Below are 12,525 nucleotides of genomic sequence, written 5' to 3'. Positions count from 1 at the left end.
TCAGATCAGCTCCTTGTACACGTCGTAGTCGGCGTCCGGCTCGTCGGTGGGCCGGTAGTGGTCGGGGTAGCGGCCACCCTCGGACCACACCGGTTCGACCCGCAGGCCCATCCGGACCTGGTCGTAGGGGATGCCGGCGATGCGGCCGTGCAGAGCGAGGTCGGCGCCGTCGAGTGCGATGTGCGCGTAGACGTAGGGAACCTCGATGTCCAGGTTCTTCGCCTTGATGTTGACGATGCAGAATGTCGTGACGGTGCCGCGCGGCCCGACCTCCACCTGTTCGGCGGTGGCGACCCCGCAGGTGGGGCAGGCGCCGCGCGGCGGCACGTACACCTTGCGGCAGGCCGGGCACCGCTCGCCGACGGTGCGGTGATCGGCGAGCGCGGTCAGGTAGTCGGTCGGGGCGCGGCCCGGTGTGTAGGTGTAGTCGAGGCGGGCGGGGACGGTCAGCAGGGTCACCATGTCGTCGAACCGGCCCTCGTGCGGCGCGACTTGAGCATCCTGGCCGCCTTGCTGGGGCCGGTCGCCCTCGTCCGGTTCGAAGCACGCGATGTCGGTGATGGCGCCGGTGCGTTCCTCGGCCCACCGGATCCGGACCCGCATACCGGTGCGGACGTGGTCGGGCCCGGGGGCGTCCAGGGCGTGCAGCAGGGCGGTGTCGGCGCCGTCTAGCCGGACGAGCACCCAGGCGAAGGGGGTGTCCAGCGGCTGGAACCTTCGGGGGGACGGGTTCCACGCCCAGGTGGTCACGGTCCCGGTGGCCGCGACCTCGACGAGGTCCCGGATCTCGTCGGCGGTGCGGGGGTCGTACTCGACGGGCGGTACGAGGACCTCACGGTCGGCGGTCCTGACACCGAGGACCGTGCGGTGGCGAAGGCCCGTGAGGAAGGCGGACTGCACCGGGCCGAGGGACCGCGTGAAGGGAAACTCGACGGCGAGGGGGGCACGGAGGGTCTCGACGGGTGGAGAGGCGTTCATGAGCTCACGCTCCGGATTCTGGGGTGGGTGGTGGCTTTCGAGCAGTGGGCCGGAGGGGCTGGGCCCACCGGCTCGCCCCGTGCTTGATGACGCGTGACGCAGACGTGCACAGGGGCAGAGCCGCTCGGACCGGCCCCTCCGGCGTCGAGCGCCGACCGCTCCCTGCCCGGCGGCAGCGGCTTCGGGATGGGGCGGGTGGAGGGCAGCTCCGCGAGGCGGCCCCGCCCCCGCAGCCGTGCCGGCGACCGACCCACCCGCGCCCCTCGCCTCCCGACAGTGGTGCGGGCAGCACGCGGCCGCTCCCGGCGCAACGCACCCCGCGGCGGTGGTCCGGGCGGCCACCGGCCGCCACCGCTACGTCCTTCCGTACTCCGGCGGGCGTTTCTCCGCGAACGCCCGTGCCCCCTCCTTCGCGTCCGCCGTGTCGAAGATCGGCCAGCCGCGCTTCAGCTCCGCGACCAGCCCCTCCGACTCGCTCATCTCCGCCGTCTCGTACACCGACGCCTTCACCGCCTCGACCGCCAACGGTCCGCAGGCGTTGACCTGTTCCGCGAGGGCCAGTGCCTTCTCCAGGGCCGTCCCGTCCGGGACGACATGGCCGATCAGGCCGATCCGCGCCGCCTCCTCGGCCCCGTAGGGGCGTCCCGTCAGCAGCATTTCCAGGGCGTGGGTGCGCGCGATCTGCCGCGGCAGCCGCACCGTCGAACCACCGATCGGAAAGAGTCCCCGCCGCACCTCGAACAGGCCGAAGGTCGCGGATGCCCCCGCGACCCGGATGTCCGTGCCCTGGAGGATCTCCGTACCGCCGGCCACACAGTGGCCCTCCACCGCCGCGATCACGGGTTTGCGCGGCCGGTGGTGGCGGAGCATCGCCTTCCAGTGGAGGTCGGGGTCGGCCTTCATCCGGTCCCGGTAGACATCGCCGTCGCCGCCCATCCCCCGCGTACCGGCCAACGCCTTGAGGTCCATTCCGGCGCAGAAGGAACCGCCCGCGCCGGTCAGCACCACCGACCGCACCGAGTCGTCCGCGTCCGCCGCCAGCCAGCCGTCGTACAGCCCGACCAGCATCGGCAGCGACAGGGCGTTCTTCGCCTCGGGCCTGTTCAGGGTGAGCACCAGGGTGGCTCCCTCGCGCCGCACGGCGAGATGCTCCGTACCCGGCGCCGCACCCGGATCAGTGTCACCGTCCATGACCGTCCTCCCGTCGTCGGGCCTGGAATCAGACCTGGAACAGGTTGCAGGAGTCCACGCACCACTTCAAGAGTTTTCTGACAGTCAGTCAGATTTCTTCGGTGCGCGCCCTTCCCACTTGGACCCGGCTTTGCTGTGATGGCCGACACATCAACTGGCGCACCCGCACCCGAGGTTCAGGAGGAACGGTGGAGTACAACCTTGCCGACCTGTTCGAGTCGGTCGTCGACGCGGTCCCCGACCGCGAGGCTCTCGTGCACATCGACCACCCCGGCACGGGCGCCGAGCGCCGTCTCACCTACTCCGACCTCGACGCGGCGGCGAACCGCATCGCCCACCACCTGATCGGCGCGGGGCTGAAGCCGGGCGAACATCTGGGTCTGCATCTCTACAACGGTGTCGAGTACCTCCAGACCGTACTCGCCTGCCTGAAGGCACGGCTGGTACCGGTCAATGTGAACTACCGTTATGTGGAAGAGGAGTTGGTGTACCTCTACCGGGACGCCGACCTCGCGGCGCTCGTCTTTGACGCCGAGTTCACCGAGCGGGTCGCGGCGGCGCGGCCGCGCAGCGGGAAGCTGCGGCACCTGGTGCGGGTGGGCACCCCGCCCGAGGGGGCAGCCCGTCTGGACTGCGTGGAGTTCACGGACGCCGAGGCTGCCGCTCCCGCCGTGCGCGGCTTCGCCCCTCGTTCGGCCGACGACCTCTTCATCATCTACACGGGTGGCACCACCGGCATGCCCAAGGGGGTGATGTGGCGTCAGGAGGATTTGTTCTTCGCCGGGTTGTTCGGTGGCGACCCGGCAGGGGAGCCGGTGTCCCGGCCGGAGGAGCTGGCCGAGCGGGTGGCCGCAGGCGGCGCGGGGATCACCTTCTTCCCCACTCCCCCGCTGATGCACGGCACCTCGACGCTCACCTCGTTCATCGCGTTCAACTACGGCCAGCGGGTGGTGATCCACCGCAAGTACGTGCCGGAGGAGGTCCTGCGGACGATCGAGCGGGAGAAGGTGTCCAGCGTCTCGCTGGTGGGCGACGCGATGCTCCGCCCGCTGGTCGACGCCTTGCACGGGCCGCTGAAGGGTACCGACCTCTCCTCGCTGTTCAGCGTCTCCTCGTCCGGCGCGATCATGTCGGACACGGTGCGCGCACAGTTCCAGGAGCTGGTGCCGAACGTCCTGCTGCTGAACAACTTCGGTTCCTCCGAGTCCGGTTCCAACGGCAAGGCGACCGACGACTCCGGCCCGGAGAAGGGCTTTCGGCTGGAGGTCAACGAGCGCACCAAGGTGGTCGACCCGGCGACGTACGTCCCGGTGGCCGTCGGAGAGATCGGCCGGCTCGCCCAGCGCGGCCACGTGCCGCTCGGCTACTACAACGACCCGAAGAAGACCGCCGAGACCTTCTTCCAGCGCGAGGGCGAGCGCTGGGTGCTGCTCGGCGACATGGCGACCGTCGACGAGGCGGGCATCGTCACGGTGCTGGGCCGCGGATCGCAGTGCATCAACACCGGGGGCGAGAAGGTCTACCCGGAGGAGGTCGAGCAGGCGCTGAAGTCACATCCGGAGGTGTACGACGCGCTGGTCGCCGGGGTGCCGGACGCCAAGTGGGGCAGCCGGGTGGCGGCGGTGGTGCAGGTGCGTGACGGCGGCACCGCGCCCGACCTGGCGGCCGTGCAGGAACACTGCAGGACCCGGCTCGCGGGCTACAAGATCCCCCGGAAGCTGGTCCTCACCGACCGGATACGACGCTCACCGAGCGGCAAGGCGGACTACCGCTGGGCCAAGGCCACCGCCGCACAGGAGGAATGAGCCGGGTGAAGGCTCAGACGCGCGACCGCGCGGCGGGCCGCTGCGCGGTGTAGTCGGCGAACGGGCGGGACGTCTCAGCCGCGCGACCGCGCGGCGGGCCGGGAACCACTCCCGGCCGACGGGAACCCTCCCGGCCGACGGAACCCTCCGGGTCACCGGTCCGCGACGCCACCGACCCGCCGCCCCACCCCCTGAGCCGGGGCCGCCCGCGCGTCACCGGCCCTTCGGCTCCCTGAGCAGCGCGCGCATCGCCCGGCCGAAGACCAGTCGGCCCGCGGCGCCCAGCACCGGGTCGCAGATCCGGGGCAGCCCGCGCAGCCGCAGGTCCTCCGTCCACGCCACCCGCGCCCCGCCCCCGCCGTCCGGATCCTCCCGTACGTCGATTTCGGCCCAGCCCAGGACCACCCGGCCGCTCTTCTCCAGCCTGCAGTGGTACGGGGCCTGCCACGCGGTCACCTCCATCGGGTCGTCGAACCCGAGCCGGCCCAGCCGGGTGCGGGCGACGAACCGCGTGCCCTGCCCGGTCGGCGGCGGGGTGGTCACCGTGATCCGGGTGAAGGGGACCTGGGCGGCGTGCCGCTCCCAGGCGGTGAGCCGGCGCCAGGCCTCTGCGGGCGCGAGCGGGGTGCGGGCTGCGATACGGAAGAGGGCCACGGGGTGACTGTACGAAACCCAACGGGCCGCGGAACCTCCGACCGCGCCGCGAGAAGCGCCGTCCGTCGCGTGGGCGTCAGCGCGAGGACACCTCCACGCGGCTGCGTGGGTCCCCGCGGGCGTGCCCCCGCGCCCCCACGCAGGCGTCCACGCGGGGGCACCTCCACGCCCCGCATGAAATGCCGCTCCCCGGCAAGCGCTGCAGGATGGACCGTATGCTCCTTGACACCCTGGCCCGCGTGTCGCGGGACGTCGCCGCCACCTCCGCGCGCTCGAAGAAGACCGCGTTGCTCGCGGAGCTGTTCCGGGCCGCCGCCCCCGAGGACGTGCCGATCGTCGTCCCGTACCTCTCGGGGCGTCTCCCGCAGGGCCGGATCGGCATCGGCTGGAACCTGCTGCGCGAGCCCGTGCCGCCCGCCGCGGAGCCGGCCCTCACCGTGGCCGCGGTCGACGCCTCGCTGACCGCGTTCGCCGCGGTGGCGGGGCGTGGTGCGCAGACCGAACGGGTCAGGCTCGTGCACGAGCTGATGTCCGCCGCGACGCGGGAGGAGCAGCACTTCCTGACCGGTCTGCTCACGGGTGAGGTGCGTCAGGGGGCGCTGGACGCCCTGGCCGCCGAGGGGCTGGCCACGGCGGCGGGCGCCGCGCCCGCGGACGTGCGGCGCGCGGTGATGCTGGGGGGTTCGCTGACCACGGTGGGCCGGGCACTGCTGGCCGAGGGGCCCGAGGCGCTCGCGCGGTTCACGCTGCAGGTGGGGCGGGCGGTGCCGCCGATGCTCGCGAGCCCCGGCAAGACCCTCGACGAGGCGCTGGCCAAACTGGGGCCGTGCGCGGTGGAGGAGAAGCTGGACGGCATCCGGGTCCAGGTGCACCGGGCCGGGGACCAGGTGCGGGTGTTCACCAGGACGCTGGAGGACGTCACCGACCGCATTCCCGAACTCGTCGAACTGGCGGCCGGGTTGGCGGGCGACCGGTTCGTCCTGGACGGCGAGGTGATCGCCTTCGGGGCGGACGGCCGGCCACTGCCGTTCCAGGACGTGGCGGGCCGGGTGGGCTCCCGGCTGGACGTCGCGGCGGCCAGGGAGGCGCTGCCGCTGTCCACGGTGTTCTTCGACGTGCTGGCCGCCGACGGCGAACCCACTCTCGACCTGCCCTACCGCGAGCGCCGGCTGCGGTTGGAGCGCCTGGTGCCGGGGCCCCAGTGCGTGCGCAGGGCCGAGGACGGCGTGCAGGAGGCGCAGAGCTTCCTGGCGCAGACCCTGGAGCGGGGGCACGAGGGAGTCGTGCTCAAAGCGCTGGACGCCCCGTACCAGACGGGCAGGCGCGGCGCCTCCTGGCTGAAGGTGAAGCCGGTGCACACCCTGGACCTGGTGGTGCTCGCCGCCGAGTGGGGGCACGGACGGCGCACCGGCAAGCTGTCGAACCTGCATCTGGGGGCGCTGCGGCCGGACGGTTCCTTCGCCATGCTCGGCAAGACCTTCAAGGGGCTCACCGACGCGATGCTGGAGTGGCAGACGGAGCGGCTGGGACAGCTGAAGGTGGCCGAGGAGGGTTACGTGGTGCGGGTGCGGCCGGAACTGGTGGTCGAGGTCGCGTTCGACGGGGTGCAGCGGTCCACCCGCTACCCGGAGGGCGTGACGCTGCGGTTCGCACGGGTGGTGCGCTACCGGGAGGACAAGCGTGCGTCGGACGCCGATACGGTCGCCGATGTACTCGCGTCCGGGCCGCTGCGGGCGGACGATTGACCGTATGCACTTCTCTCAGCGCATCACCGCCACGGCAGCCGTCGCCGCCGCCCTGCTGCTCACCGCCTCGGCCACCGCCGCCGGCGCGCCGCCCGCCCCGGAAGCCGGTCCGCAGGCGCTCTGCGCCGAGCGGAACCTGTCCGTCGAGGTGACCGCCGCGCCCACCCCGGACGTCCTGTCCCTCCGCTTCACCAACCACGGCCCGCGCGCCTGCACGGTGGACCGCATCCCCACCGTCACCTTCGGCGACCTGGACGGCGCGGCCCGTCCGGAGCCCCCGGCCGACAGCGCCCCCTACCGGGTGGCCGCAGGTGCGTCCGCGTACGCCACGGTGCGTACCGTCCTCCTGCCGCCGACGCCGGGCGACGTGCGGACCGTGCCGGAGATCGTGGTCGCGGCGGACCCCGCGCACCACGGGAAGCGGATCCGGGCCACCGAGCTGGGACTGCCCGAGGGGGTCAGGGTGTACGACCCGGTGACCTCGCTCTGGCAGCCTGCCGCGCGCTGAACGGACGGCGGGCGCATCGTCGCGCCGTTACCGGCAATCAGTACGGCACCGGGCCTTCGCCCCTCCTCACAGAACCAGGATGCCGACGATGCCGCTGACCTTCCGCAAGAGCTTCCGGATCCTCCCTGGCGTACGGCTGAACATCAACCGCCACTCGTGGTCGATCACCACGGGCGGCGGCAGCCACGGGCCCCGTCACACGCACAGCAGCACCGGCCGCCGCACCACCTCGATGGATCTTCCCGGCCCGTTCGGCTGGCGCAGGACGACCACCAAGCGGCGCCGCAACCGGTGAGGAACCCGCATCGCCCGGCGGAGGTGACGGGTGCTCAGCGGGCCGCGTCCCGGCCCACCTTGGCCGCCCACAGCACCAGCGGGATCTGGAGCGGGATGCGCGCGTAGGCCCCGGCCCGCAGGGCGTTCGGCTTGTTGCGCCAGTCGTACGCCATCTTGATGTTCGCCGGGAGGACTCCGACGAAGAAGCCGGCGGCCGCGAGCCCGCCCGCCCTTCTGGTCCGCGGTACGGCGACGGCCGCGGCGAGCAGCAGTTCGGCGACGCCGCTCGCGTGCGTCCAGGCGCGCTGCTCGCCCGGCAGGAACTCGGGCACCATGCCGTCGAACAGCTTCGGCGCCACGACGTGGGCGGCGCCCGCGCCTGCGAGCAGGGCGACGAGAAGGCGGGCGGGGCGGTCGTGGGCGGTCAACTCGGGCCTCCGGGACGGTGGGTCTGGAGCGACCGGGCAGGCGAACGCGGCGCGCGGGGCACCCCACCGGAACGGTCGCCTTGCTAGAAAAGGCGTCAACAAGCGCGATGCCAGTAAATACCCAAGCCCGTGGATTGCGCCAGACGCGTGAGGGCCGTCCCGGCGACCGGACGCACCCTCACGCGGCGTCGCCCCCTGCCTAGAGCTCGGGGCCTCCGTCGTTGGCTGCCTCCACGGCCGCCTCCCCCGCCGGGGTCCAGGCGCCGCCGGGCGCCACGTAGCCCTTGCTCAGCCACTTGTCGAACTGCTGGAGCGCGGTCACCGGATCGTCCGCGTACTCGATCTTGTCGGGGTTCCACCAGCCGGTCTTCCTCAGCCGTTGCAGTTCCTTGCCCGCCGCTCCCGCGTCACCGGTCAGGACCACCTCGGGCTTGCGCGCGGCCTGGGCGTCCGTGCTGGGTGCCGGCTTGCTGCCGCTCGGGACCGGGGCGGGGGCGGCCCGGGTGGGGGCAGCCGTCACCGTGACGGTCGGCGCGGGCGCGGTCACGGTGGTGGTGACGGCGGGGGCGGGCCCGCTGCCGCCGCATGCGCCCAGCACCGCCGCTCCGGCGACGGTGAGAACTGCGGTCCATGCGGTCCTGCGGATTCGACGCTGCATTCGAGTACTCGCCTTCGATCCCGTTCTTCCTTGATCAACCGATACCCAGCATTTTGGGGTGTTTTGCAGCCAGAGGGCGGCCGGAGCGCCGTGGAGTCCGCCATCCTGCACCGTCCGCCCCCTTGTCAGGAGACCATCCGTGCTGAATTACTGACCCGGGACGCACCACGACCGAATGATCGGTCGTCCGCTTTGGCCCTACGGGTGGTGCCCCGGGCGGTGGCGCCGTGGACAACGGGTTCGAGGAACGGGAGCGTGACACATGGAGCCTCTGCTCGACGCGGCGGAGCGGCTGGGCCGCGAGGAGCTCCAGGCCCTGCAACTGGAGCGGCTGCGCAGCAGCCTGCGGCACGCCTACGCGAAGGTGGCGCACTACCGGGCCGCGTTCGACAAGGCGGGCCTGCACCCCGACGACTGCCGCTCGCTCGGCGACCTGGCCCGCTTCCCCTTCACCACCAAGGCCGACCTGCGCGAGAACTACCCCTTCGGGATGTTCGCCGTCCCGCAGGAGGACGTCCGCCGCATCCACGCCTCCAGCGGCACGACCGGCCGCCCGACCGTCGTGGGCTACACCGAGAGCGACCTCTCGATGTGGGCCGACATGGTGGCCAGGTCGATCCGCGCCGCCGGGGGGCGGCCCGGCCACAAGGTCCATGTGGCGTACGGCTACGGGCTGTTCACCGGCGGACTCGGTGCGCACTACGGCGCGGAGCGGCTCGGCTGCACAGTGATCCCCGCGTCCGGCGGCATGACCGCACGACAGGTCCAGCTCATCCAGGACTTCCGGCCCGAGATCATCATGCTGACCCCTTCGTACATGCTCACCCTGCTGGACGAGTTCGAGCGCCAGGGGGTCGACCCGCACTCCACCTCCCTCAAGGTCGGCATCTTCGGCGCCGAGCCGTGGACGCAGGAGATGCGCCGGGAGATCGAGGGGCGGTTCGCGATCGACGCGGTCGACATATACGGCCTGTCGGAGGTGATCGGCCCCGGTGTCGCGCAGGAGTGCGTGGAGACCAAGGACGGGCTGCACATCTGGGAGGACCACTTCTATCCGGAGGTCGTCGACCCGCTGACCGGGGAGGTGCTGCCGGACGGCGAGGAGGGCGAGCTGGTCCTCACCTCGCTCACCAAGGAGGCGATGCCGGTGATCCGTTACCGGACCAGGGACCTGACCCGCCTGCTGCCCGGTACGGCACGCAACTTCCGCCGCATGGAACGGATCACCGGCCGCAGTGACGACCTCGTCATCCTGCGAGGGGTCAACCTCTTCCCCACCCAGGTCGAGGAGATCGTGCTGCGTACGCCGGCCCTGGCCCCGCACTTCCAGCTGCTGCTGACCCGCGAGGGCCGGATGGACCGGCTGACGGTACGGGCCGAGGCGCGCGCGGACGCGACGGCTGACGCCAGGACGGCTGCCGCGCGGACGGTGACGGCAGCGGTGAAGGACGGCATCGGGGTGTCCGTCGACGTGGAGGTGGTGGACCCCGGGACGCTGGAGCGCTCGGTGGGCAAGTTCAAGCGGATCGTGGACCGGCGCCCCAAGTGATCGTCTGCGCGGTGGACCGGAAGTGGTCCTCCACCCGGCCGCGCTGTTCAGCAGGCGTTCGCGAGGTCGCATACCGCGCGGGATGTTGACAGGTACCGACCGGTAGTGACTGAGTGGGACCGACAGCACCGTGCATGGCACAACTAACCTGTTCCTGAGATCAGTTGGGAGCCACGTTGTCCCTCCGGACCCGTACGAGAACCCTTGCCGTCACCGGGATCGCCCTGCTCACCGCCGCCGCCACGCTCTCGCCGACCGCCGTCGCAGGCCCCAGGGGCCAGGAGCAGCGTCCCTCGGGCGGCGGGCTCTCCGCCGTCATCCGGTACACCGAGTACGGCATCCCGCACATCGTGGCCAAGGACTACGCCAACCTCGGCTTCGGCACCGGCTGGGCGCAGGCGAACGACCAGGCCTGCACCCTGGCTGAGGGCTTCGCGACCGTCCGCGCCGAGCGCTCGCGGTACTTCGGTGCCCAGGGGAAGCCGGACGGCTCCCTGTCGTCCGCCTCGACCAACCTGGCCAGTGACCTCTACTTCCAGGGGGTGCGCGACAGCGGGACGGTCGGGAGGCTGATGGCCCGGCCCGCCCCGGTGGGGCCCAGCCGTCAGGTCAAGGACCTGATGCGGGGCTGGACGGCCGGGTACAACGCGTGGCTGCGCAAGAACGAGCTCACCGACCCGGCCTGCAAGGGCGCCGGCTGGCTGCGTCCGGTGTCCGTCGAGGACGTGCAGACCCTGAACTTCGCGCTCGCGGTGCTGGGCGGGCAAGGTCGCGGCGTGGACGGCATCACGGCCGCGCAGCCCCCGGCGGCAGCGGGAGACGGTTCCCGTGCCGCCGCGCGGCAGACCGGCGCGCCAGGCGCACGTGGCGCCGTGCAGTCCGTGGATCCGGGCGAGGCGGCACGGCGGTTCTTCGACACGTCGGACGCGGCGATGGGCTCCAACGCCGTCGCGTTCAGCGGCCGTACGACGGCGAACGGCCGCGGGCTGCTGCTCGGCAATCCGCACTACCCGTGGTCCGGCGGGCGGCGCTTCTGGCAGTCGCAGCAGACCGTCCCCGGCGAGCTGAACGTGGCGGGCGGCTCCCTGCTGGGGAGCGCGACCGTGTCGATCGGGCACACCTCGCGCATCGCCTGGAGCCACACCGTCGCCACCGGTGTGACCATGAACCTCCATCAGCTCACCCTCGCCGCCGACGACCCGACGGTGTACGTCGTGGACGGCCGGCGGGAGCGGATGACGAAGCGGACCGTGACCGTTCCCGTCAAGGACGGCGCTCCCGTCACCCGCACCCAGTGGTGGACCAGGTACGGGCCGGTCGTCACCGCGCTGGGCGCGCAGCTGCCGCTGCCGTGGACGGCCACCACGGCCTACGCGCTCAACGACCCCAACGCGACGAACCTGCGCGCGGGGGACACCGCGCTCGGCTTCAGCAAGGCCCGCGACGTGCGCGGTGTGCAGGAGGCGCTGCGCCGCACCCAGGGCCTGCCGTGGGTGAACACGATCGCCGCGGACTCCTCCGGCGGCTCCCTCTTCACCCAGTCGCAGGTGCTGCCGCGCATCACGGACGACCTGGCGCAGCGCTGCTCCACCGCGCTCGGCAAGGTCACCTATCCCTCGTCCGGCATGGCGATCCTGGACGGCGCGCGCGGTGACTGCGCCCTGGGCCGTGACAAGGACGCACTGGAGCCGGGGATCTTCGGTCCGTCCAGGATGCCCACGCTGCGGGACGCGCCGTACGCGGAGAACTCGAACGACAGTGCCTGGCTGACCAACGCGGACCGGCCGATCACCGGGTACGAGCGCGTCTTCGGCTCCCTCGGCACCCAGCGCTCGATGCGCACCAGGGGGGCGGTCCAGGATGTCGCGGCGATGGCCCGCAAGGGGCGCCTCACCGTCTCCGACCTCCAGGAACAGCAGTTCGCGAACCGGGTGCCCGCCGCCGACCTGGCGCTGCCCGAACTCCTCAGGACCTGCGCCGGCGCGGAGCTCGCCGAGGCCTGCGCCGTACTGCGCAAGTGGGACCGGAAGATGGACACCGGGAGCCGGGGCGCGCTGCTCTTCGACCGGTTCTGGCGGTCGCTCTCCGCGTCCGTCCCGGCGGCGGAGCTGTGGAAGGTCCCGTTCGACCCCGCGGACCCGGTGCGCACCCCGAACACCCTCAACACCGCTGCTCCCGGCGTCCGTCCGGCACTGATCGGCGCGGTCGCGGAGCTGCGGGCCGCCGGGATCGCACTCGACGCCCCGCTGGGCCTGAACCAGTTCGTCGTACGGGGCGGCAAGCGCATCCCCGTGCACGGCGGCACGGAGTCGCTCGGCCTGTGGAACAAGGTCGAGCCGGTGTGGAACGCCGCCGCGGGCGGCTACTCGGAGGTGACCACGGGCTCCAGCTACATCCAGGCCGTCGGCTGGAACGGCGGACCCTGCCCGGTGGCGCGGACGCTGCTGACGTACAGCCAGTCGTCCAACCCCTCCTCCCCGTACTACAGCGACCAGACGGAGCTGTTCTCGGGCGAGAGGTGGGTGACCTCGCGGTTCTGCGAGCGGGACATCCTCACCTCGCCGAAGCTGAGGGTGGTCCGGGCGACGGAGCGCTGAAGCCCTCGTCCCTGACGGCACCCGGCGCGTCGCTGCACCGCATTGAAGATCGTTAACCGGCCCCGGGCGCAGATTCACCACTTCGGTGATGATCGCCCGGGGCCGTGCTCCTGGCGGGGGCTCCGTGCTTAGCGTG

At 72.2% G+C, this 12,525-nt stretch carries 11 protein-coding genes; 6 read left to right on the top strand and 5 right to left on the bottom strand.

From position 1 onward, the window contains the following. On the bottom strand, positions 1-978 hold the full coding sequence (locus tag ACIQM4_RS23590; protein ID WP_401594889.1) for a Zn-ribbon domain-containing OB-fold protein: 978 nt from the start codon (positions 976-978) through the stop codon (positions 1-3). Between the two features lie 354 nt (positions 979-1,332). Then, positions 1,333-2,169, bottom strand: coding sequence for a crotonase/enoyl-CoA hydratase family protein (locus ACIQM4_RS23585; protein WP_401594886.1), 837 nt, complete (start codon positions 2,167-2,169; stop codon positions 1,333-1,335). Positions 2,170-2,357: 188 nt separating this feature from the next. Here ACIQM4_RS23585 and ACIQM4_RS23580 point away from each other — a divergent pair, with 188 nt between their 5' ends. Continuing rightward, positions 2,358-3,974 carry an acyl-CoA synthetase gene (locus ACIQM4_RS23580; protein WP_401594883.1) on the top strand — a complete coding sequence of 539 codons (1,617 nt, stop codon included), beginning with the start codon at positions 2,358-2,360 and terminating at the stop codon, positions 3,972-3,974. Between the two features lie 213 nt (positions 3,975-4,187). Here the strand turns inward: ACIQM4_RS23580 and ACIQM4_RS23575 are convergent, their stop codons facing one another. After that, entirely contained in the window at positions 4,188-4,628 is a 441-nt protein-coding gene (locus ACIQM4_RS23575; RefSeq protein ID WP_401594880.1) for an SRPBCC family protein, read from the bottom strand. A 215-nt stretch (positions 4,629-4,843) separates the two neighbouring features. Between ACIQM4_RS23575 and ACIQM4_RS23570 the strand changes: the two genes are divergently transcribed. The 3 genes from ACIQM4_RS23570 (at position 4,844) to ACIQM4_RS23560 (ending at position 7,176) form a co-directional block, all read left to right on the top strand. Further along, positions 4,844-6,373 carry an ATP-dependent DNA ligase gene (locus tag ACIQM4_RS23570; RefSeq protein ID WP_401594877.1) on the top strand — a complete coding sequence of 510 codons (1,530 nt, stop codon included), beginning with the start codon at positions 4,844-4,846 and terminating at the stop codon, positions 6,371-6,373. Between the two features lie 4 nt (positions 6,374-6,377). Then, entirely contained in the window at positions 6,378-6,881 is a 504-nt protein-coding gene (locus ACIQM4_RS23565; RefSeq protein ID WP_401594875.1) for a DUF4232 domain-containing protein, read from the top strand. Positions 6,882-6,969: 88 nt separating this feature from the next. Then, entirely contained in the window at positions 6,970-7,176 is a 207-nt protein-coding gene (locus tag ACIQM4_RS23560; RefSeq protein WP_401595060.1) for a DUF4236 domain-containing protein, read from the top strand. A 34-nt stretch (positions 7,177-7,210) separates the two neighbouring features. Here ACIQM4_RS23560 and ACIQM4_RS23555 read toward each other — a convergent pair whose 3' ends face one another. Together ACIQM4_RS23555 and ACIQM4_RS23550 are read right to left on the bottom strand one after the other, a co-directional pair. Next, positions 7,211-7,585, bottom strand: a complete 375-nt coding sequence (locus tag ACIQM4_RS23555; RefSeq protein ID WP_401594872.1) for a hypothetical protein — start codon at positions 7,583-7,585, stop codon at positions 7,211-7,213. A 199-nt stretch (positions 7,586-7,784) separates the two neighbouring features. Next, entirely contained in the window at positions 7,785-8,243 is a 459-nt protein-coding gene (locus tag ACIQM4_RS23550) for a hypothetical protein (protein ID WP_401594869.1), read from the bottom strand. Positions 8,244-8,505: 262 nt separating this feature from the next. On the opposite strand from ACIQM4_RS23550, the gene paaK reads away from it, so the two are divergent. Both paaK and ACIQM4_RS23540 read left to right on the top strand, forming a co-directional pair. After that, positions 8,506-9,792 (top strand): phenylacetate--CoA ligase PaaK, encoded by a 1,287-nt coding sequence (paaK, locus tag ACIQM4_RS23545; RefSeq protein WP_401594867.1) that lies wholly within the window; start codon positions 8,506-8,508, stop codon positions 9,790-9,792. Between the two features lie 176 nt (positions 9,793-9,968). Next, positions 9,969-12,389 (top strand): penicillin acylase family protein, encoded by a 2,421-nt coding sequence (locus tag ACIQM4_RS23540; protein ID WP_401594864.1) that lies wholly within the window; start codon positions 9,969-9,971, stop codon positions 12,387-12,389. The last annotated feature ends 136 nt before the right edge of the window (positions 12,390-12,525 follow it).

The sequence above is a fragment of the Streptomyces sp. NPDC091272 genome (assembly GCF_044757485.1).
GTDB lineage: Bacteria > Actinomycetota > Actinomycetes > Streptomycetales > Streptomycetaceae > Streptomyces.
The sequence above is the reverse complement of the archived record's forward strand: the minus strand, read 5'-3'. Positions and strand labels throughout refer to the sequence as shown.

What these genes read in the sequence shown, in the direction of transcription:
- ACIQM4_RS23550 (WP_401594869.1), bottom strand. Translation starts at nt 8,243, where the DNA reads ATGCAGCGTCGAATCCGCAGGACCGCATGGACCGCAGTTCTCACCGTC.
- paaK (WP_401594867.1), top strand. Translation starts at nt 8,506, where the DNA reads ATGGAGCCTCTGCTCGACGCGGCGGAGCGGCTGGGCCGCGAGGAGCTC.
- ACIQM4_RS23570 (WP_401594877.1), top strand. Translation starts at nt 4,844, where the DNA reads ATGCTCCTTGACACCCTGGCCCGCGTGTCGCGGGACGTCGCCGCCACC.
- ACIQM4_RS23590 (WP_401594889.1), bottom strand. Translation starts at nt 978, where the DNA reads ATGAACGCCTCTCCACCCGTCGAGACCCTCCGTGCCCCCCTCGCCGTC.
- ACIQM4_RS23560 (WP_401595060.1), top strand. Translation starts at nt 6,970, where the DNA reads ATGCCGCTGACCTTCCGCAAGAGCTTCCGGATCCTCCCTGGCGTACGG.
- ACIQM4_RS23585 (WP_401594886.1), bottom strand. Translation starts at nt 2,169, where the DNA reads ATGGACGGTGACACTGATCCGGGTGCGGCGCCGGGTACGGAGCATCTC.
- ACIQM4_RS23565 (WP_401594875.1), top strand. Translation starts at nt 6,378, where the DNA reads ATGCACTTCTCTCAGCGCATCACCGCCACGGCAGCCGTCGCCGCCGCC.